The organism is Caulobacter sp. 05T431 (assembly GCF_056665975.1).
Window position 1 is genome coordinate 150,181 of record NZ_JBFTKU010000011.1, and the last position, 19,852, is coordinate 170,032.

23 protein-coding genes are annotated in these 19,852 nt (G+C 71.0%); 15 read left to right on the plus strand and 8 right to left on the minus strand.

Features of this window, described 5'->3' with window-relative positions:
- Positions 1-161 precede the first annotated feature (161 nt).
- Positions 162-1,496, minus strand: a complete 1,335-nt coding sequence (locus tag AC1U89_RS12370) for a dihydroorotase (RefSeq protein WP_479899992.1) — start codon at positions 1,494-1,496, stop codon at positions 162-164.
- Positions 1,497-1,626: 130 nt separating this feature from the next.
- Here AC1U89_RS12370 and pip point away from each other — a divergent pair, with 130 nt between their 5' ends.
- The gene (pip, locus tag AC1U89_RS12375) at positions 1,627-2,712 is read left to right on the plus strand and encodes a prolyl aminopeptidase (protein ID WP_479899993.1); all 1,086 of its coding nucleotides are present in this window, start codon (positions 1,627-1,629) and stop codon (positions 2,710-2,712) included.
- 76 nt (positions 2,713-2,788) lie between these two features.
- On the opposite strand, the gene AC1U89_RS12380 is transcribed toward pip, so the two are convergent.
- A complete protein-coding gene (locus AC1U89_RS12380) occupies positions 2,789-3,904 on the minus strand; it encodes a glycosyltransferase family 9 protein (protein ID WP_479899994.1) in 1,116 nt (371 codons plus the stop codon).
- Between the two features lie 156 nt (positions 3,905-4,060).
- Here AC1U89_RS12380 and AC1U89_RS12385 point away from each other — a divergent pair, with 156 nt between their 5' ends.
- Genes AC1U89_RS12385 through AC1U89_RS12405 form a run of 5 tightly spaced genes read left to right on the plus strand, consistent with a single transcriptional unit; the run spans position 4,061 to position 6,733 of the window.
- On the plus strand, positions 4,061-4,552 hold the full coding sequence (locus tag AC1U89_RS12385) for an arsenate-mycothiol transferase ArsC (protein WP_479899995.1): 492 nt from the start codon (positions 4,061-4,063) through the stop codon (positions 4,550-4,552).
- A 47-nt stretch (positions 4,553-4,599) separates the two neighbouring features.
- A complete protein-coding gene (gene ygfZ / locus AC1U89_RS12390) occupies positions 4,600-5,379 on the plus strand; it encodes a CAF17-like 4Fe-4S cluster assembly/insertion protein YgfZ (protein WP_479899996.1) in 780 nt (259 codons plus the stop codon).
- Positions 5,380-5,437: 58 nt separating this feature from the next.
- Positions 5,438-5,893: a hypothetical protein gene (locus tag AC1U89_RS12395; RefSeq protein ID WP_479899997.1), complete on the plus strand. Its 456-nt coding sequence runs from the start codon at positions 5,438-5,440 to the stop codon at positions 5,891-5,893.
- Positions 5,886-6,095 (plus strand): helix-turn-helix transcriptional regulator, encoded by a 210-nt coding sequence (locus AC1U89_RS12400; RefSeq protein WP_479899998.1) that lies wholly within the window; start codon positions 5,886-5,888, stop codon positions 6,093-6,095. The genes AC1U89_RS12395 and AC1U89_RS12400 overlap by 8 nt, the downstream gene beginning before the upstream one ends.
- Positions 6,096-6,148: 53 nt before the next feature.
- The gene (locus tag AC1U89_RS12405) at positions 6,149-6,733 is read left to right on the plus strand and encodes a DNA-3-methyladenine glycosylase I (protein WP_479899999.1); all 585 of its coding nucleotides are present in this window, start codon (positions 6,149-6,151) and stop codon (positions 6,731-6,733) included.
- Between the two features lie 7 nt (positions 6,734-6,740).
- On the opposite strand, the gene AC1U89_RS12410 is transcribed toward AC1U89_RS12405, so the two are convergent.
- Both AC1U89_RS12410 and AC1U89_RS12415 read right to left on the minus strand, forming a co-directional pair.
- A complete protein-coding gene (locus tag AC1U89_RS12410) occupies positions 6,741-7,064 on the minus strand; it encodes a YnfA family protein (protein WP_479900000.1) in 324 nt (107 codons plus the stop codon).
- Positions 7,061-7,489, minus strand: coding sequence for a MerR family DNA-binding protein (locus AC1U89_RS12415; protein ID WP_479900001.1), 429 nt, complete (start codon positions 7,487-7,489; stop codon positions 7,061-7,063). Before AC1U89_RS12415 ends, AC1U89_RS12410 begins: the two co-directional genes overlap by 4 nt.
- Positions 7,490-7,569: 80 nt before the next feature.
- Here AC1U89_RS12415 and AC1U89_RS12420 point away from each other — a divergent pair, with 80 nt between their 5' ends.
- On the plus strand, positions 7,570-7,851 hold the full coding sequence (locus tag AC1U89_RS12420; protein ID WP_479900002.1) for a hypothetical protein: 282 nt from the start codon (positions 7,570-7,572) through the stop codon (positions 7,849-7,851).
- 117 nt (positions 7,852-7,968) lie between these two features.
- Entirely contained in the window at positions 7,969-8,970 is a 1,002-nt protein-coding gene (locus tag AC1U89_RS12425) for a glycerophosphodiester phosphodiesterase family protein (protein WP_479900003.1), read from the plus strand.
- Here AC1U89_RS12425 and AC1U89_RS12430 read toward each other — a convergent pair.
- Positions 8,967-9,884 carry an NAD-dependent epimerase/dehydratase family protein gene (locus AC1U89_RS12430; protein ID WP_479900004.1) on the minus strand — a complete coding sequence of 306 codons (918 nt, stop codon included), beginning with the start codon at positions 9,882-9,884 and terminating at the stop codon, positions 8,967-8,969. The genes AC1U89_RS12425 and AC1U89_RS12430 overlap by 4 nt on opposite strands.
- A 74-nt stretch (positions 9,885-9,958) precedes the next feature.
- On the opposite strand from AC1U89_RS12430, the gene AC1U89_RS12435 reads away from it, so the two are divergent.
- The 3 genes from AC1U89_RS12435 (at position 9,959) to AC1U89_RS12445 (ending at position 12,603) form a co-directional block, all read left to right on the plus strand.
- Positions 9,959-10,543 (plus strand): helix-turn-helix transcriptional regulator, encoded by a 585-nt coding sequence (locus AC1U89_RS12435; RefSeq protein WP_479900005.1) that lies wholly within the window; start codon positions 9,959-9,961, stop codon positions 10,541-10,543.
- Positions 10,544-10,589: 46 nt separating this feature from the next.
- Positions 10,590-11,225, plus strand: a complete 636-nt coding sequence (locus tag AC1U89_RS12440) for a ribonuclease HII (RefSeq protein WP_479900017.1) — start codon at positions 10,590-10,592, stop codon at positions 11,223-11,225.
- A gap of 301 nt (positions 11,226-11,526) precedes the next feature.
- Positions 11,527-12,603 (plus strand): site-specific DNA-methyltransferase, encoded by a 1,077-nt coding sequence (locus tag AC1U89_RS12445; protein ID WP_029908574.1) that lies wholly within the window; start codon positions 11,527-11,529, stop codon positions 12,601-12,603.
- A gap of 143 nt (positions 12,604-12,746) precedes the next feature.
- Here AC1U89_RS12445 and AC1U89_RS12450 read toward each other — a convergent pair whose 3' ends face one another.
- From AC1U89_RS12450 to mutY, 3 genes are all read right to left on the minus strand, one after another.
- Positions 12,747-13,466, minus strand: a complete 720-nt coding sequence (locus AC1U89_RS12450) for a transglutaminase-like cysteine peptidase (RefSeq protein ID WP_479900018.1) — start codon at positions 13,464-13,466, stop codon at positions 12,747-12,749.
- A gap of 113 nt (positions 13,467-13,579) precedes the next feature.
- Entirely contained in the window at positions 13,580-14,209 is a 630-nt protein-coding gene (locus AC1U89_RS12455; RefSeq protein WP_479900006.1) for a glycoside hydrolase family 25 protein, read from the minus strand.
- Between the two features lie 77 nt (positions 14,210-14,286).
- Positions 14,287-15,348 (minus strand): A/G-specific adenine glycosylase, encoded by a 1,062-nt coding sequence (gene mutY, locus AC1U89_RS12460; protein ID WP_479900007.1) that lies wholly within the window; start codon positions 15,346-15,348, stop codon positions 14,287-14,289.
- Between the two features lie 184 nt (positions 15,349-15,532).
- On the opposite strand from mutY, the gene AC1U89_RS12465 reads away from it, so the two are divergent.
- From AC1U89_RS12465 to AC1U89_RS12480, 4 genes are all read left to right on the plus strand, one after another.
- A complete protein-coding gene (locus AC1U89_RS12465; RefSeq protein ID WP_479900008.1) occupies positions 15,533-16,075 on the plus strand; it encodes a DUF721 domain-containing protein in 543 nt (180 codons plus the stop codon).
- Positions 16,076-16,200: 125 nt separating this feature from the next.
- Positions 16,201-16,836 carry a thioredoxin domain-containing protein gene (locus AC1U89_RS12470; RefSeq protein WP_479900009.1) on the plus strand — a complete coding sequence of 212 codons (636 nt, stop codon included), beginning with the start codon at positions 16,201-16,203 and terminating at the stop codon, positions 16,834-16,836.
- Entirely contained in the window at positions 16,833-17,537 is a 705-nt protein-coding gene (locus AC1U89_RS12475; protein WP_479900010.1) for a DsbA family protein, read from the plus strand. The genes AC1U89_RS12470 and AC1U89_RS12475 overlap by 4 nt, the downstream gene beginning before the upstream one ends.
- Positions 17,538-17,553: 16 nt before the next feature.
- Positions 17,554-19,852 (plus strand): AAA family ATPase (locus AC1U89_RS12480; protein WP_479900011.1); only part of this gene is annotated, 2,299 nt, incomplete at its 3' end.

Sequence of the window (19,852 nt, forward strand, 5' to 3'; positions counted from 1 at the left end):
ACAGGGGGTGATGAGAAAAGTCGAGAGGGCATCCGCCCCCTACGGGGGCGGACAGGCGGCGAAGCCGCCAGGTGGGGGCAAGGGGGTGAGCCACAGAGCCCTATGACCCCTTGCCCCCTACGGATCGCTTCGCGATCGTCTTCCCCCAAAGGGGGAAGATGTCAGCTCGCCAGCGTCTCCAGGAACCGCACCGGCGCGCCCGTCCCCTCGGCCACGATCTCGTCGTCCCGCATGACCACGGTCCCGCGCACGATAGTCGCCACCGGCCAGGCCTTGGCCTCGAAGCCGTCGAAGGGGGTCCAGCCCGAGCGGGTGGCCATCCAATCGTGGGTGATGGTCCGCTTGGCCTTCATGTCGACGATGGTGAAGTCGGCGTCGAAGCCCTCGGCGATGCGGCCCTTGTCGGCCAGGCCGAAGATGCGGTTCACGCCGTGGCTGGTCAGGTCGACGAAGCGTTCCAGGGTCAGGCGACCATTCACGACGTGGGTCAGCATGATGGGAACGAGCGTCTGGACGCCCGGCATACCCGAGGGCGAGGCCGGATAGGGCCGGGCCTTCTCCTCGCGGGTATGGGGAGCGTGGTCGCTGCCCAGCACGTCGGCGATGCCGGTCTCGATGCCGCGCCACACGCCCGCCACGTGCTCGGCCGAACGGATCGGCGGGTTCATCTGGGCGAAGCCCTTCAGACGCTCATAGGCTTCCGGCGCGACCAGGGTCAGGTGCTGGGGCGTGACCTCGACGCTGGCGACGTCCTTGTGCTTGGCCAGGAAGTCGATCTCCTGGTGCGTCGTGACGTGCAGCACGTGGATGCGCTTGCCCAGGCTCTTGGCGATGCGGACCAGGCGCTCGGTCGACTGCATGGCGGCCTGGGCGTCGCGCACCTCCGGGTGGCTGGTCCAGTCGCCCGGACGGGCCAGGGCGCGGCGCTCGGCCAGGCGGTACTCGTCCTCGGAGTGGAAGGCCGCGCGGCGGTTGACGTGGCGCAGCACGTTCTCGACGCCGGCGTCGTCCTGGACCAGCAGGGTGCCGGTCGAGGCGCCCATGAACACCTTGATGCCGCAGCAGCCCGGCAGGCGCTCCAGCTCGCCCAGGAACGTCGCGTTCTCGTGGGTGCCGCCGACATAGAAGGCGTGGTCGGTGTGCATGCGGCCCTTGGCGCGGGCCAGCTTGTCGGCCAGGGCGTCGGGATCGGTGGTGGTCGGCTCGGTGTTGGGCATCTCGAACACCGCGACCACCCCGCCCAGGGCCGCGCCGCGCGAGCCGCTCTCCAGGTCTTCCTTCCACTCCAGGCCCGGCTCGCGGAAGTGGACCTGGCTGTCGATCACGCCCGGCAGGACGGTCAGGCCCGTGGCGTCGAACACCTCGCCGGCGCTGGCTTGGCCCAGATCGCCGATGGCGACGATCTTGCCGTTCCGCACCCCGATGTCGGCGAAGCCCCGTCCCGCGTGATTGACCACCTCGCCGCCGCGCACGATCAGGTCGAAGGTCTGGGTCATGGGGCGCTCCTGCCGAGGGTTTGGGGCGGTCTAGGAGCCCACCCTAACCACGGCAAGACCAAATATCGACATTGACCCCCGCGCGCGACGAGCGCACGTCCCGTCAATCTTTCAGCGCAACGAGGCTCCCATGGACTTTTCCCGACTCCAGACCGCCAGCAAGGTCACGGACGAGTGGAAGTATCCGCAAGGCGCGCCGAACCGGACCGGCATGCTGCAGGTCGACACCGGCCCCGACCACACCCTCTATTGGGAGGAGTACGGCGCGGCCGACGGCGAGCCGGTGATGTTCCTGCACGGCGGTCCCGGCGGGGCTTGCGCGCCGGTGATGTCGCGGTTCTTCGACCCCAAGCGCTACCGCGTGATCCTGTTCGACCAGCGCGGCTGCGGGAAGAGCTCGCCCACCGTGGCCTCGCACGGCCCGGCGGTGGCCCTGCAGAAGAACGACACCGACCACCTGGTGGCCGACATCAACCGCCTGCGCGACGCGCTCGACATCAAGGGCCGGATGCACGTCTTCGGCGGCAGCTGGGGCAGCACCCTGGCCTTGGTCTACGCCATCCGCCATCCCGAGCACGTGGCCTCGCTGATCCTGCGCGGCATCTTCCTGGGGACGCGCGAGGACCTGCTCTACATGTACCAGGGCAATGCGGCGGTGTTCGACAGGACGCCCTACGCCCTGAGCGAACCGGGCGCCTATGTGACCTATCCCGACGAGTGGAAGGCCTTCGTCGAGGTCATCCCGGCCGACAAGCGCGACGACATGATGGGGGCCTACAAGGCGATCTTCGACAGCAAGCCCAGTGACGAGGCGGGCAAGCAGGCCCAGCTGCGCGCGGCCCTGGCCTGGTCGGTCTGGGAGGGCGCGATCTCGAACATGATCCCCGAGCAGGGCGACCCGGGGAAGTTCGGCGAGGCCGATTTCGCCCTGTGCTTCGCGCAGATCGAGGCCCACTTCTTCGCCCGGAACCTGTTCCTCGAGCCGGACTATATCGCCCGCAACGTCGACAAGATCGCGGGGCTGCCGATCCACATCGTCCACGGCCGCTTCGACCAGGTGTGTCCGCTGACCCAGGCCTCGCGGCTGGTGGAGGCGCTGGCGGGCGTTGGCGTGACGCCGGAGACCTACGTCCTGACCAACGCCGGCCACAGCGCCATGGAGGGCCAGACGGTGATAGCGCTGACGGCGATCATGGACGGGCTGGGGCGGATTTAGGGGGCGCGCCCCCTCTCCTCAAAAGCGTTCGTCATTCCCGCCACAAGGGCGGGAATGACGAACGGATGGGGATGCGTCAGCTGCGCTCGGCGTCGACGGCGTCTTCGGCCGGCGCGGGCGCCCCGGCCTCAATCTCAGGCTCGGCCACGTCCTCCAGCACCGGCTGCAGCTCCGGCTCCAGGCCGGCGTCCTCGGGCGCGGCGTCCTTCGCCGCCTTCACCTCGGCCAGCAGGGCCTTGGCCGCCTTGACCACGGTGGTCACCGGCAGGTCGCTCATGTGGCGGATGGCTTGCGACAGGTCCGGGTCGACGGCCAGGAATTGCTCGAAGCTGCGCGGGCCGCGCACGGCCTTGGTCCATGGCCCCCACGGGCCGTAGCGGCGCTCGTCCGAGGGGCCGAACAGGCCGATCGTGGGAACGCCGGCGGCGGCGGCGATGTGCATCAGGCCGCTGTCGTTGCCGATGAACAGGTCCGCCCGCTTCAGGGCCGCATAGGCGGTCAGCAGGTCGACCTTGCCGGTCAGGTCGATATAGCGGCCGCGGGCCGAGGCCATGCGCAGCTCCTCGACCATCCGCTCGTCGCCCGGTCCGCCCAGGATCATCAGCCGCCCGCCTTCCAGCGGACCACCGGGACCCAGGAGCTGCTGCGCCGTCTGGGCGAAGCGCTMGATCGGCCAGATCTTGCCCACCCAGTTGGAGGCCGGGCCGACGGCCAGGATCGGACCTTCCGCCTCGCCCCGGCGCGTCGCCAAGAGCTGGTCGGCCAGGGCCTGGACCTCGGGGGTGATGTAGAGGTGCGGGTCGGGCGGATCGCCCTCCAGCTTCAGCACGCGGGCGGCGTCGATCACCTTGTGCAGGATGTCGGGCGACTTCTTCCAGATCGCCCGCTTCTCGCGGCGCAGGAACAGGGCCGTGCCCGATCCGCGCAGGTCGACCACCAGGCCCCACTTCCTGTGGCGCACCTGGTTCCACAGCTTGAACCAGTGGCCCTTGCCCTTGCCCTTCTCCATGACGATCACCCGGTCGAGGCCAGGCACATGGGCGAAGAGAGGCGCTGCAAGCGGCCCGGAGACGATGGTGAAGCGGGCGTTGGGGATCTGGTCGGCCAGGAAGCGGATCAGGCCGGACGACAGCACGGCGTCGCCGATCCGCGTGGCGGTGATGAAGAGAATCGGGAAGGCCCGCTGTGTCATCCGTCCTTGTATAGGGCGTCCGGCGAGTCGGCGCATCCCTCGATAACGGCTCAGCTTTCCGATCTTTCGCGGCGCCCCGGGAGCGGTCAGGACCGACGCCGGAACGTCACGAAACGGCGCCAGGATGCCCCGCACCGGACACCGGAGCGGACCTCGATGACCAGCATCTCTCCGTATCGCGTTCTCTTCCTGTCGCGGCGCGACACCGCCCGCAGCATCATCGCCGAGGCGATCATGAACCAGAAGGGCGCCGGGCGGTTCGTCGCCTTCAGCGCCGGCGTGGCGCCCGGCGACAAGGCCGACCCCGTGGCCCTGCGCGCCCTGGCCCGGGCCGGCTACGACCCTTCCGACCTCAAACCCCAGTCGTACAAGGCCTTCGCCAAGGCCGAGCCGATGGATTTCGTCTTCACCCTCAGCGACACCGCGCGCGGCGAGCCCATGCCCGAATGGCCCGGCCAGCCGGTCACCGCCCACTGGGCCTGCGAGGATCCGCTGCGGGCCGAGGAGGACCCGGTCGAGATCGCCCTGGTCTACGCCCGCATGCTGGGCGGGCTGGAACGGCGGATCGAGACCTTCATGCAGCTGCCGTTCCAGTCGCTGGACCGCATCAGCCTGACCCACCAGGTCGACGCGATCGGCAAGGCCTAGCGGCCGGGGCGCTGGCGGGCGCCGGGCCCCCGGCCTATATCGGCGGGGTGAACCAGATCGCCGCCTTGCCCTCGCGGGCCGTCATCGCCGTCTCGGGCCCCGACGCCCGGAGCTTCCTCAACGGCCTGCTGAGCCAGGAGGTCGAGACCCTGGCGTCCGGCGAGCTGCGTTTCGCCGGCCTGCTGACCCCGCAGGGACGGCTGCTCTACGACCTGTTCGTGGCGGGCGTGGAGGACGGCCTGCTGCTGGACGTGGCGGCCGAGCATCGCGACGCCATCCTGACCCGCCTGACCATGTACAGGCTGCGGGCCAAGGTGGAGCTGGCGGCCAGCCCGCTTGGCGTGTTCGCGGCCTGGCCCGCGGCGGGCGGTTTCCCGGACCCGCGCCTGCCCGGCCTGGGATCGCGCCTCTACGCCGAGGACCAGGCGACCACCGCCACGGAGGACGACTACGACGCCCACCGCCTGGCCCTGGGCGTTCCCGGCCCCGCCGACTGGGGGACCGACAAGACCTACCCCATCGAGGCCGACTTCGACCTCTTGAACGGCATCGACTTCAAGAAGGGCTGCTTCGTCGGCCAGGAGACCACCAGCCGCATGAAGCGGCGCGGGACGATCAAGAACCGCATGCTGCCCCTGGTCTTCGACGGCCCCGCCCCGGCCTTCGGGGCCGAGATTCTGGCCGGCGAGCTTCGGGCCGGCGAGGTGCTGTCGGGCCGCGACGGCCGCGCCATGGCCCTGCTGCGCCTGGACCGCGTCGAGGGCGTGGACCTGACCGTGGACGGCCGCGCGGCGACCGTGGACCGGCCGGACTGGCTGCCGGCTTGACCGAATGTCACCTCAAGGTTACAAGTAACCCATAGGTGACATTCAGGACCCGCCAGACATGCCCGCCAACGCTTCCGCCGGCGAGATCGCCGAGCGCGCCCAGCGCCGCCGCAACAGGATGCTCTGGGTCCCCATCCTGTTCTTCATCTGGCAGGGGGCCTATTTCAGCGGCTATGCGCGGCCGCATACGCCAATCCGAGCGGTCGAGCTGGTCTCGCTGGGCTCGCACCTGCTGCTGGGCTTGGTGCTGCTGGTCCTGTTGGCGACCGGCGGGGGCTGGCGGTACAGCAAGGCGGTCCGCGCCATGCTCGACGACGAGTCCACCCGCGCCCATCGCGGAGAGGCCTATGCCTGGGGCTTCTGGGCCCTGGCCCTCTGCATCCTGGCGCTCTACGCGGCCTCGCCGTTCGTGCGGCTGGAGCTGGGCGAGGTCGCCCACATCCTGCTGTCGGTCGCCGTCGCGGTCCCGGCCCTGCGTTTCCTGATGCTGGAGCGCCGCGCCGATCGTGAGTGAGGTCCCGCTGCTCAACAGCCTGAAGGCCGCGCGCACGGCCGCCGGGCTGACCCAGGCCGACCTCGCCGAAAAGGTCGGGGTCACGCGCAAGACGATCAACACGGTGGAGAACGGGGTCTTCATCCCGTCCACCGTGCTGTCGCTGAAACTGGCCCGGGCCCTGGGCGTCCGCGTCGAGGACCTGTTCCAGCTGGCGGACTGAACGTTCACGAAAAGTTCTGGAAATCGCCGGGAAGTTCGGCCAAGCTCCGCCTCATGATCGAGATCCAACGCTGCACCTGGCGCGGCATGAACGGCGACCCGTTCTACGAGGCCTATCACGACACCGAATGGGGCGTGCCGGAGTACGACTCCCGCGCCCTGTGGGAGAAGCTGGTGCTGGACGGCTTCCAGGCCGGGCTGTCGTGGATCACCATCCTGCGCAAGCGCGAGGCCTTCCGCGCCGCCTTCGCCAATTTCGATCCCGACAAGGTGGCCCGGTTCGGCGACGCCGACCGCGCCCGGCTGATGGCCGACGCGGGCATCATCCGCTCGAACGGCAAGATCGACGCGACCATCGCCGGGGCGCGGATCTATTGCGACATGCGCGAGCGGGGCGAGGACTTCTCCGAGCTGCTGTGGGGCATGACCGGCGGCAAGCCGGTGCAGAACCACTGGAAGGGCGGCGACGTCCCGGCCCAGACGCCCCTGGCCGTCGACATGGCCAAGATGCTCAAGGCCAAGGGCTTCAAGTACTGCGGCCCGGTGATCGTCTACGCCTTCATGCAGGCCACGGGACTGGTCAACGACCACCTCGTCGGCTGCTTCCGCCACGAGGAATGCAGGAAGCTGGCGCGGTAGGAGCCCGCTAGGTCGGCCTCGGCCCGAGCAGGATGACGCCCGCCCCCGCCAGGCAGATCAGCGCCCCGGTCACGTCCCAGCGGTCGGGCGCGCGATGCTCGACCAGCCACAACCAGGTGATCGCCGCCACGATGTAGATCCCGCCATACGCGGCGTAGGCGCGGCCGGCCAGGTCGCTGTCGACGCGGGTGAGCAGGAAGGCGAACAGCGCCAGGGCGCCCATCCCCGGGATCACCCACAGCGGCGAGCGATCCAGCTTGAGCCAGGCCCAGAAGGCGAAGCAGCCGGCGATCTCGGCGACGGCCGCCAGGGCGTAGTAGAGCCAGCTCACCCGGCGATCGTCCCGATACGGACGTTCAGGACGTCGTCCATCACCGTGCAGGCCGTCTCGGGGATGTCGGCGCAGGTCTGGCCGCAATGGCGGGCCATCCGGCTGAGCGTGTCCTCCAGCGCTTCGAGCTCGGCCCGACGGCGGCGGATGTCCTCGACATAGGCGGTGAGCACGGCCTGGGCCTGTCCGCAGTCGGCCTGGTCGCCGTCGGAGATGCGCAGCAGCGCGCGCACCTGCTCGACGGAGAGACCCAGGTCGCGGGCGCGGCGGACGAAGCTGAGGCGCTGCACCTGCGGCCAGCTGTAGGCCCGTCGACCGCCCAGGGTACGATCGACCGCGCTGAGCAGGCCGATCTCTTCGTAATAGCGGATCGTCGGCGCCGAACAGCCGGACTTGGCCGCCGCTTCCCCGATCGTGAGCGGCATCGACTCTCCCCCTTGCTCCTCAAGTGACTTGAGGAAGTAGCACCGTCTTCGTGGCTCAAGGCAAGGAGATCGAGATGAGGATGCGAACGGGACTTCTGGCGGTCGGGGCGGCCTGCGCCGCCTGTTGCGCGCCCCTACTGGTCCCGGTGTTCGCCGGGGTCGGATTGACGGGCGCCGGCGTGGCCGGCGGCGCGCTGCTGCTCGGACTGACGCTGGACCAGGTCCTCTGCTTCGGCCTGCCGGTCGCGGCCCTCATCGCCGGGGGCGGCCTCTGGTGGTTCCGGCGGGTCCGCGCCCGCCGGAACGCCTGCCGCTGCAAGGCCCGATGCGGGGTGGAGGGCGTCTGCGCCCCGGAACCCTGATCGCCGCAAGCGCGACCGTTCCGCAACACCCCGCCACTCTCGTCACGGTCCTGTCAGGCTTTCGACGCTCCACTGTTGCGGGAATCAGCCATTCGGGCGCAGTGGGGGAGCTTCACCATGCGCCTAGCTCGTTTCACCTCCCGACGCCTCGCGGCGGTCGCGGCGACGCTCGTCGCCTTCGCCGGCCCGGCGGTCGCCGAACCGTCCGCGCCCCTGCGCGAGCGGCTCTACGACTGGTCGGACGGCGTGCTGGTGGTGGCCCACCGGGCCTGCCACGCGCCGGCCCCCTCGCGCGGCATGACCAAGGCCGTCCCCGAGAACTCGTTGGAAGCCCTGGACCGCTGCGTGGCCCTGGGCGTCGACATGGTCGAGATCGACGTGCGCCGCACGGCCGACGGGGCCTTGGTGATCCTGCACGACGCCACGGTCGACCGCACCACGAACGGCCATGGCCGGCTGTCCGAGATGACCCTGAGCCAGGTCCAGGGCCTGCGCCTGAAGTCGCCCCATGGCGGACCGGTCGAGGCCCCGCCGACCCTGGAAGCCTTCCTGGCCCGCGCCCAGGGCCGCATCCTGATCAATCTGGACGTCAAGGAGCCGATCGCCGAGCAGGTGGCCCAGGTCGTCCTGGCCAGCGGGGCCGCCGGCCAGGTGCTGGTCAAGGCGCGGCCCGAGGCCGGCGCCGCGCCGATGGCCGACCTGCCGCCCTATCGCAGCCTGGCCTTCATGCCGATGGTCGGGACCGTCAAGGGGCGTCCCGGGGGCCGCGCCGGCGGCGATCCGGCCGGGATCGCCGCCCTGCAGGTGCTGGCCGAGAACCGCGTCCCGGCCATCGAGCTGTGCGACCTGCGACGCTCGGAATTCAAGGCCGTGCGGGCCCAGGCGCGGCTGGCGCGAGTGCGGCTGTGGAGCAACGCCCTGGCCCGCAAGGGGCTGAAGGGCGTCTGGGCGCGGGCCTGGGCCGGCGGGGCGGCGGCCGACGGACGCCACACCTGGCGGCGGCTGATCGACGACGGCGTCAGCGTCATCCAGACCAACCGCCCGGCGACCCTGCTCGACTATCTCGACGCCCGGGGCCTGCGCGGCAACGCCCCGCCGGTGGTCAACGCCGCGCTCTAGGCCCCCTCGGCATCCAACCCCGCCAGCACGTCGGCGAAGGTGGTTTCGCAGACGAACCCCAACCGCGCCGCCGCCCGTGACGGGTCGTAGACGCGGTCGATGCTGTCGAACATCGTCCAGCCGCGGCGGGCGTAGAGCTCGGCGTAGCGCGGGAAATGGCGGGCGACCACGCCCGGCGCGTCGGCGATCAGGGCCTCGGCCTCGTCCGGCGAGAACGGCGGCGGGGCCGAGACGATGAACAGGTCGAAACCCAGGTCCGACGCCCGGTCCAGGGCCAGCAGATGGGCCCGCGCGGCATCCTCGACGGTCAGGCGGCGAAACAGCAGCTCGTTGGCCTTGGTGTTGGCGTCGGACTGGCGGATGGCGTGAGCCATGTCGTCGGCCTCGGGGAAGAAGCGGCTGGTGCGCAGCACCACCACCGGCAGGCCGTGTTCGCGATGGACCAGCCGGCACAGCTGCTCGGCCGCCAGCTTGGTGATCCCGTAGACGTTGCGCGGCTGGACGGGGCTGTGCTCGGTCAGCCACTCGGCGCGCTCGGCTCCGCCCGCCGCCCCGGCCCGGATCCGCTCGCAGATCATCAGCGAGGTGGTCGAGGTGAAGACGAACCGCCCCACGTCCTGGGCGACGGCCTCCTCCAACAGGTTCAGCGTGCCGGCGACATTGACGTCGATGAAGGCCTGGCGGTCGAACCGCTCGATGTCGGGCTTGTGCAGGGCCCCGGAATGGATCACCGCCTCGATCGCGTGGTCGCCCATGGCCTGGCGCACCAGGGCCCGGTCGGCGACGGAGCCGAGCACGGCGGTCTCGGCCGAGGGGACAACGTCCAGCCCGGTCACCGCGTGGCCGGCGGCGCGCAGGGCCGGCGCCAGGGTCCGCCCCAGCCAGCCCGAGGATCCGGTCAACAACACGCGCATGGTCGGCCTCCGTTCACGGGACCGCTGATCGCATCCCGGGTTGGCGCGGCGAACGCATAAGTTATTCTGCGGCCATGGACGCCGCCCCCGCACCGCCTCACGCCTTGGGCCGTTCGCTGCGCGCCTGGCGGGCGATGCGGCGGGTCAAGCAGGCGCACGCGGCCGAGGTCCTGGGCGTCTCCCAGGCCACCGTCTCGCGCTGGGAAGGCGGCGTCCTGGCCCCCTCGCAACGCGAAGCCGCCCGCCTGGCAGACCTGCTGGCCGCCCGGCCCGACTCCGACGCCGACCGCGCCCTGCTCGATCTGGTCGAGACCTCGACGGAAGCCGCCCACCTGATCTGCGACCTGTCGCACCGCCTGCTGGCCGCCTCGCCCGCCCGCAGCCGCGAATGGGGCCCGGCCAAGGAAGACCTGCTGGGCGTGTCGCTGTGGCGCTACGCCAGCCCGGCCATCGTGGCCGCCGAAGCGGGTCTCGAACAGGCCGGCTGGTACGAGCCGCTGGCCCCCKCCCTGACGGTCGAGACCGGCCCCAACGACTCCAACGAGGTGCCGATCCGCTCCGGCCGCGTGGACTGGACCCGCCTGCGGCTGTCGGACGGCCGCTTCGCGCGCCTGGTGCGGACGCGGAGCCTTCCCCCGTCACCCCGAAACGGATTATGAGCGGGGCGTGACCAAGTCCCCCGCCCTCGGCCGCACAGGCCCCGACATGATGCTGGAAGCCGCCTGCGGCCCCGGTCCTGTCTGCGGCGTGGACGAGGCCGGGCGCGGGCCGTGGGCCGGGCCGGTCAGCGCCGCGGCGGTGATCCTGGACCCGACGCGCATCCCCGCGGGCCTCAACGACTCCAAGAAGCTGACCGCCAAGGCGCGCGCGGCCCTGGAGATCGAGATCAAGTCGGTCGCGATCGCCTGGTGCGTGGGCCTGGCCAGCGTCGACGAGATCGAGGAACTGAACATCCTGCACGCCGCCGGCCTGGCGATGTGCCGGGCCATCGAAGGGCTGTCGGTGAAGCCCGACATGGCCCTGGTCGACGGCAACTACCGCTTCAAGCTKCCCTGCCCGATCAAGACCGTGGTCAAGGGCGACAGCCTGTCGTGCTCGATCGCCGCCGCCTCGATCCTGGCCAAGGAGGCCCGCGACCGGATCATGGTCGAGATGGACGGCGTCTATCCCGGCTACGGCTTCGCCGGCCACAAGGGCTACCACGCCGCCGTCCACGTCGAGGGCCTGCGTCGCCTGGGCCCCTCGCCGATCCACCGGATGAGCTGGGCCCCGGTCAAGCTGGCCCTGTCGGGCGAGCTGGCCCTGGGCGACCTGGCGTTCGGGGACGGGCTGGAGGGGTAGCAACTCCCTCTTCACCGTCATCCCGGGCCTTGTGCCCGGGACCCCTGGTTCAGCCGACGGTGAAGCGCATTGGCGCGCCGGCGCGCCACACCCCTGCACTTGCGGCGGACAGAGGGGTCCCGGGCACAAGGCCCGGGATGACGGGCGTTTGGGGCGATGGACGCCCGACGGCGATTTCCACACTTTTTGAGTCCAATCGGACTCAAATCGTGGGGTTAACAGGCCGGTAACCACGTCCATTCACCCCGGCGTAACCATCGAGACTCATGATTCCGCTCAGTGTTTTTGACGGGAAGCGGACATGTCCTTCGGGCCTGAAACCATCATCCAGGGCGACTGCATCGAGGCGATGAACGCTTTGCCCGAGAAGTCCGTGGACCTGATCTTCGCCGATCCGCCCTACAATCTGCAGCTGGGCGGCGACCTGCTGCGGCCCGACAATTCCAAGGTCGACGCGGTCGACGACCACTGGGACCAGTTCGAGAGCTTCGCCGCCTACGACAAGTTCACCCGCGAATGGCTGAAGGCCGCCCGCCGGGTGCTGAAGGACGACGGCGCGATCTGGGTGATCGGCAGCTACCACAACATCTTCCGCGTGGGCGTGGCCGTGCAGGACCTGGGCTTCTGGATCCTGAACGACGTGATCTGGCGCAAGTCCAACCCGATGCCCAACTTCAAGGGCACCCGCTTCGCCAACGCCCACGAGACCCTGATCTGGGCCTCCAAGAGCCAGGGCGCCAAGCGCTACACCTTCAACTACGACGCCCTGAAGATGGCCAATGACGAGGTGCAGATGCGCTCGGACTGGACCATCCCGCTGTGCACCGGCGAGGAGCGCATCAAGGGCGCGGACGGCAACAAGGCCCACCCGACCCAGAAGCCGGAAGCCCTGCTCTATCGCGTCATCCTGTCGACGACGAAGCCGGGCGACGTGATCCTGGACCCGTTCTTCGGCGTGGGCACCACGGGCGCGGCCGCCAAGCGGCTGGGCCGCAAGTTCGTCGGCATCGAGCGCGAGGCCGAGTACATCGCCCACGCCAAGGAGCGCATCGCCAAGGTCGTGCCGATCGCGCCGCAGGACCTGGACGTGATGGGCAGCAAGCGCGCCGAGCCGCGCGTCCCGTTCGGCACCATCGTCGAGGCCGGCCTGCTGAACCCGGGCGACACCCTGTTCTGCTCCAAGGGCTCGCACGCCGCCAAGGTCCGCGCCGACGGCTCGATCACGGTGGGCGACCTGTCGGGCTCGATCCACAAGGTCGGCGCCCTGGTGCAGTCGGCCCCGGCCTGCAACGGCTGGACCTACTGGCACTTCAAGACCGACAAGGGCCTGGCCCCCATCGACGTCCTGCGCTCGCAGGTGCGGGCGGGGATGAACTAAATCAAACACCGCTCATCCCGGCGAATGCCGGGACCCAGATCCCAAAGCAGAGTGGGTGATTGGAGGATTTCGGCGCTATTGGCGTCAGCCTCAAAAACCATTCCATCTGGGTCCCGGCGTTCGCCGGGATGAGCGGATTTGTTTCAGGCCTTGCCGCCCTGGCGCTTGACCGCGCGCAGATAGGCTTCCTGCCAGTAGTCCCCGCCGACGCGGTCGACCCTGTCGACCCGCCAGAAACCGAACTCGTTGACGGCGTAGGCGGGCTCGAAATAGCGCAGGCTGGTGGCGTCCTCGATCGCGTACACGAGGTTGTACATGACCTGGAAGACGTTGTCGGCCAGGCGCACGGCCAGCAGGGCGTGGCCTTCTGGCGGACGGGTCAGCAGGGTCATGCCCATGACCAGGAACAGGTTCTCGCGCGCGAACTTCAGCCGCTTCAGTCCCCAGCGCTTGACCAGGGCGATGTCCTCGCAATCGCCGCCTTCCTTGAGGGTGGTGTACGCCTCGCTCCAGACGTCCTCCTTCCCATCCTTCTTCCTGGCGACGTTCGCGTTGACATAGGTGTTGACCGCCTTGAGCTGATCGATCGGCGGCAGCTTCTTCGCCGCCAGCTGGTCGAGGAATTCCCGATACTTCCGGATCGGCGGCTCCTTGCTGGTTTCCATCAACGGCTGGCGCGCCTCGACCCTGGCCGTCAGGCTCTTGAGCTTGGACGCCACGTCGGGCGGCGGCGGGACCTTGATGGTGATCCACCCGCCGACCATGGAGTTCGACCGGGCCAGGCTGGGCGTCATGGCGCCGAGGAAGGCCGCGGCGGCCAGCTGGTGGAAACGCCGGCGTGGAACGTCCTGGATTTCGAACATGGCGGCCACGCCCAACGCTGTTTGCCGGCGTCAGGCTAGGAGGCGGCCGATCCCGCGCCCATCGGGGGTTTACCGCAATCGCCGCGTCGCTTTCGCCGGAGGGCGCCCGGCGTTTAGGCGCCGCCGTTCAGCCAGAACACCCGCAGGGCGTCGGCGTCGCTGAAATACTGGTCGCGGTCGCAGGCGCCGATCCCCGGCGCCGTGTGCGGCTGGGGCCCGTTGACCCCGTCCGTGTACTGCCAGAGCGTCCAGCCCGACCAGTTGGGCGGCACGGTCGCGGTGGCCCCGTACTGGGCCAGCCAGAACCAGCACAGCGACAGCACCGGGTCCTTCTCGTCCCCCAGCAGCTCCTTGACGTAGTTGCCCGAATAGAGCCCTGGCCAGCGGCCGGCCTGGTCGCTGATGCGGGTGACGAAGGCCCGGGCCTGGTCCAGGCTCATGCTGGAGCCGTTCGGGTTCTGCTCGAAATCCAGGACCAGCAGCATGCCGGCGTGGTTGGGACCCACCGTCTGCAGGAAGTGGTCGGCCTGGGCGACGGGATCGTCGCCGGTCCCGAAGTGGTAGGTGCCCCACATCAGGCCCGCGGCTTGAGCGGCGGTCCGCCGGGCCGCGTAGTCGGGATCGACAAAGCCCAGCCCTTCGGTCGCCTTGTGCAGCACGCCCGTGATCCCGCCGGCGACGGCCTGGGCGAAGTTCGGACTGGCGTTGTGGTGCGAGAGGTCGACGACGGTGTTGATGGCCATGGACGGGCTCCTCGGCTCGTGATGGGCGCGAGCTTGCCACCAAAGCCTGAAGTTGTCCCCCGCCGAAACTCGCCCGATCAGAGCAGCCGGTCGGCCGCCCGCGCGGCCTTCAGGAACACGCTGGGCAGGGCCGACAAGCCTTCGCGCGGGGTCCAGACGACGTCGCCCTCCGCGAGCTCGGCGCCGTTGCTCTCGGCCCGCAGCACCCACAGGGTCAGGGCGAAGTGGGTGAAGACGTGCTCCACCACGCCGACGTCGCGCCAGACGCCGGACGCCGGAGCGGCCTCGGCGGCCTCCACGTCCGTCCACGGACGATCGCGCCAGTCGCTGGTCGGCAGGCCCAGCATGCCGCCCAGCAGGCCCTTGGGCGGGCGGCGGACCAGGGCGACCGCGTCGCCGCGCGTCAGCACATAGGCCACGCCGTGGCGGCGCGGGCGGTCGGCCTTCTTCGTCTTGCGCGGATAGGTCTCGGGCGCGCCGGTCTTGCGGCCCGCGCACCAGGCCGAGATCGGGCAGCGGTCGCACAGCGGGCTCTTGGGCCGGCAGACCGTGGCCCCCAGGTCCATCAGGGCCTGGGCCCAGTCGCCGGGACGCTCGCCGGTGACCAGTTCGCCCGCCAGGCGCTTGAGCTCCGGCTTGGCGTCGGGGACGGGCTCCTCCACGGCGAACAGCCGGGCCATCACCCGCTCGACATTGCCGTCGACCACATTGGCCTCGCGATCGAAGGCGATGGCCGCCACGGCGGCGGCGGTGTAGGCGCCCACGCCCGGCAGGGCGCGCAGCCCCTCCTCGGTGTCGGGAAAGACCCCGCCGTGATCGGCCGCCACGGCCCGGGCGCAGGCCAGCAGGTTGCGGGCCCGGGCGTAGTAGCCGAGGCCCGCCCAGGCGGCCATCAGCTCGCCGTCCTCCACCGCCGCCAGGTCCGACACCGTGGGCCAGCGCTGGGTGAAGCTCAGGAAATAGGGCGTGGCGTGCGGCACGGTGGTCTGCTGCAGCATCACCTCCGACAGCCAGACCCTGTAGGGGTCGGAGCGCTGTCCGGCCTTGCCCGCCGCCGGGCCGGTGCGCCAGGGCAGGTCCCGCGCCTGGGCGTCGTACCAGGCCAGCAGGGCGGCGCGGAGGGCGGGGATGTCGAGCATGGGACGAGCTATGCAAAACCCCTCCATCGTTGTCATCCCGGAAAGCGCGCAGCGCTTGTCCGGGACCCAGGTGAACCGCAAAGCCTTCGCCCAGTCCCCTGGGTCCCGGACAGCCTCTGCGAGGCTTCCGGGATGACAACCTTTTAGGATCATCACGAGAGACGACCTCTGCTACCTTCCCCGCATGCGCCGTCGCCCCCTGCCCACCGCGGAAGAAGCCCTCGAGATCCTCAAGCGCCGCCGCACGCGTCCGCAAAGGCGTCCGCCGCCGCCGGCCGGCAAGTCGCTGGCCCCGCTGATCAAGAAGCTGGACGAGAAGTTCGGCCAGGGCCCCGGCGTCCTGCAGGCCCGCTGGAAGGAGATCGTCGGCGAGACCCTGGCCCGGCGCACCGAGCCCGTCCGCGTCATCAAGAGCCGCACCGGCGAGGGCGGCACGCTGGAGCTGCGGGTCGACGGTCCCGTGGCCTCGCTGATCCAGCACCAGGCCCCGCAGATCACCCAGCGCCTGGACCTGCTGCTGGGCAAGGGCGCGGTGACCAAGCTGCGCATCGTCCAGGGCCCGGTGAAGGTCCAGGCCGCCCCGGTCGCCGCCCGCCCTCGCAGGAAGCCGCCGCTGGACGCCGCCCAGGAGCGCGACCTGGCCGACAGCCTGTCCGATCAGCCGGAGGGGGGCCTGAAGGACGCCCTGCTGAAGCTGGGCCGCGGCGTGCTGCGCGATCCGCGCTGAGCGGCGTCTCTGGATTGACAACCACGCGTCCGATAGGCTGATGCCTCGCCTTATCCGCGCCCTTTTCACGCGACTAAAGAATCGCGCTTAACTTCACTGTTCACGCCTCTTCCAGGGAAGATCACATGCGTCCGTTGACCCGCCGGCTCCTGACCGTCGCCGCCCTCTCCGCCACACTGGGCGCCGCGCTCGCCGGCTGCGACAAGAAGGCGGCCGTGACCGCCGACGACATGTCGCTGGGCAACGCCAACGCCAAGGTCACGGTGGTCGAATACGCCTCGACCGCCTGCCCGCACTGCGCCCGCTGGAACGCCGACGTCTTCCCCGCCTTCAAGGCCAAGTACATCGACACCGGCCGCATCCACTACGTCGCCCGCGAGTCCCTGAMCGGCGATCCGCGCCTGGCCGCCGCCGGCTTCCTGGTCGCCCGCTGCGCCGGCAAGGACAAGTACTTCCAGGTCGTCGACGCCCTGTACCGCGCCCAGGAGCGCATCTACCAGAGCGGCGACATCCGCGGCGAACTGCAGGGCGTGGCCCTGGCGGCGGGCCTGAACGAGGCCCAGTTCAACGCCTGCGTCAGCGACGAGAAGGCCCTCAAGGCGCTGAACGAGCGCGTCGAGCGCACGGCCAAGGAAGACAAGATCACCGGCACCCCGACCTTCATCATCAACGGCAAGAAGGCCGGCGGCGACGACGGCGGCGAGCAGACGCTGGAGCAGCTGAGCACCCTGATCGACCAGGCCGAGGCCGCCGCGAAATGATCCTGAGCCGGCGCGCCCTGATCGGAACGGGTCTCCCGGCCCTGGGCTGGGCGGCTTCGGGCGTGGCGGTCATCGCCGCGCCGTCGGTCGCGCGCGCCGCGCCCCTGCCGCCCGCGGAAGGCGACATGGCCCTGGGCTCGCCCAAGGCCCCGGTGCAGGTGGTGGAGTACGCCTCGCTGTCGTGCTCGCACTGCGCCCACTGGAACAACGACGTCTTCCCGGCCTTCAAGAAGCAGTTCATCGACACCGGCAAGGTCCGGTACGTGTTCCGCGAATACCTGACCCAACCCTACGAGTTCGCCGCCGCCGGCTATCTGCTGGCCCGGCGGGTGGGTCCGGCCCGCTACTTCGAAGTCATCGACGCGATCTTCAAGCAGCAGACCGCGATCTTCGACAGCCAGGACCTGTGGGGCGGCCTGCTGAAGATCGGCAAGGGCTTCGGCCTGACCGAGGCCCAGTTCACCGCCGCCCTGGAGGACAAGAAGGCCCTGGACGCCGTCAACGCCCGCATCACCAAGGCCGGCGAGCGCGACCAGATCGAGGTGACCCCGACCTTCTTCGTCAACGGCGAGCGGATCGAGGGCGGCCAGCCGATCGAGATCTTCGCCGCCGCCATCGCCAAGGCGACGCCCAAGACAGGCGCCAAGCCCGCCGCCAAGCCGGCCACGCCCAAGTCGGCTGCGAAGCCGGCCAAGGGCTGAGAGGCGGGCGCGCGCCGTGCAATTCCAGCGCCTGCGCCTTTCGGGATTCAAATCCTTCGTCGAACCGACCGAGTTTCGGATCGAGCCGGGCCTGACGGGCATCGTCGGCCCCAACGGCTGCGGCAAGTCGAACCTCCTGGAAGCCCTGCGCTGGGTGATGGGCGCCAATTCGGCCAAGGCCATGCGCGCGGGCGGCATKGACGACGTGATCTTCGCCGGCAGCGGCAATCGCCCGGCCCGCAACCATGCCGACGTCACCCTGACGATCGACAACGCCGACCGCACCGCCCCGGCCCAGTTCAATGACGACCCGACACTGGAGGTGGTGCGCCGCATCGACCGGGGCGAGGGCTCGACCTACCGCATCAACGGCCGCGAGGTGCGGGCGCGCGACGTCCAGCTGCTGTTCGCCGACGCCTCGACCGGGGCCAACTCGCCGGCCCTGGTGCGCCAGGGCCAGATCAGCGAGCTGATCGGCGCCAAGCCGCAGAACCGCCGCCGCATCCTGGAAGAGGCCGCCGGGGTCTCGGGCCTGCACACCCGCCGCCACGAGGCCGAGCTGCGCCTGCGGGCCGCCGAGGCCAATCTGTCGCGTCTCGAGGACGTGGCCCGTGAGCTGGAGACCGCCCTGGGCCGGCTGCGGCGCGAGGCCCGCCAAGCCGAGAAGTACAAGCGCCTGTCGGCCGAGATCCGCGCCGTGCAGGGGGCCGTGCTCTACGCCCGCTGGACCGAGGCGCGCGACACGCTGGAGCGCACCCAGTCCGAGGCCACTCAGGCCGCCCGCGCGGTCGAGGAGACCGCTCGCGCCGCCGCCACGGCCCAGACCGCCATCCTGGCGGCCGAGACCGCCATGCCGCCGCTCCGCGAGGAAGCCTCGATCGCCCAGGCGATCCTGGGCCAGCTGGCCATCCAGAAGGACCGGGCCGAACGCGAGGCCGAGGCCGCCCAGGCCGAGTTCGAGCGGCTGTCGGCCGACCTGACCCGGATCGACGACGACCGGGCCCGCGAAACGCAAGGCCTGCAGGACGCCGTCCAGGCCCTGGCCCGCGCCGACGCCGAGCTGGTCGAGCTGCGCGCCCAGATCGCCGCCGCCCCGGCCCGGGGCCCCGAACTGGCCGCCGCCGCCAAGGCCGCCGAGGAAGCCCGGGCGAAGGCCGACGCCGAGGTCGAGCAGTTGGCCGCCCGCGCCGCCGCCGAGGACGCCCGGGCCCGCGCCGCCGCCCAGCGCCTGCAGGAGGCCGAGGGCCGCCTGGCCCGCACCGTCCGCGCCCTGGACCAGGCCAAGTCGGAACGCGCCGCCGTCGGCCCCGTGGTCGACCCGGCCGCCGCCGAGGCCCGCCAGCGCTTCGCCAACGCCGAGGCCGGACTGGCCGCCGCCCGCGCCGCGCTCGAGGAGGCCGAGGCCGTCCGGGTGAAGGCCGCCGCCGCCGAGGCCCAGTCGCGCGACCTGGCCCGCAAGGTCGAGGACCAGCTGGGCCGCCTGCGCACGGAAGCCCGCGGCCTGGCCCAGCTGACCGCCCCCCGCGCCAAGAGCGGCTTCTCGCCGGCCCTGGACGCCGTGACGCCCGAGAAGGGCTACGGCGCGGCCCTGGCCGCCGCCCTGGGCGACGACCTGGAGGCCGCCCTCGATTCCCGCGCCTCGTCCTTCTGGGCCGGCGCCGACGCCAAGACCGTGGCCTGGCCGGACAGCGCGACGCCCCTGGCCCCGTTGATCAAGGCCCCGCCGGAACTAGCCGCCCGCCTGTCGCACGTGGCCGTGGTCGAGCGCGCCGACGGCGACCGCCTGGCCAAGGGCCTGCCGGTGGGCGCGCGGCTGGTCTCCAAGGAAGGCGACCTGTGGCGGTGGGACGGCTTCGTCGCCCGCGCCGACGCGCCCAAGCCGGCGGCCGTGCGGCTGGAGCAGCGCACCCGCCTGGCCGAGGTCGAGGCCGAGATCGACCAGGTCGCCCCGCGCGCCGAGGCCGCGACCGCCGCCCTGAAGACCGCCGCCGACGCCCTGCGGGTCGCCGAGGAGACGCTGCGCGACAAGMGCCGGGGTCCGCCCGAGGCCGAGCGCCTGCTGACCGGGGCCCGCGAGCAGGTGACCCGCTATGAACGCGAGGCCGCCCAGCGCGAGGCGCGCGCCCAGTCGCTGGACGACACCATCGCCCGCTTCGAGGCCGAGCGCGCCGAGGCCGCGACGGCCCTCGCCGCCGTCCGCGCCGAGAGCGCCGGGGTCGAGAGCGCCGAGGACCTGGCCCCGCGCMTGGCCGCCGCCCGCCAGGCCGCCACGGCCGCCCGCGAGGCCGCCGCCGGCGCCCGCTCGGCCCTGGACC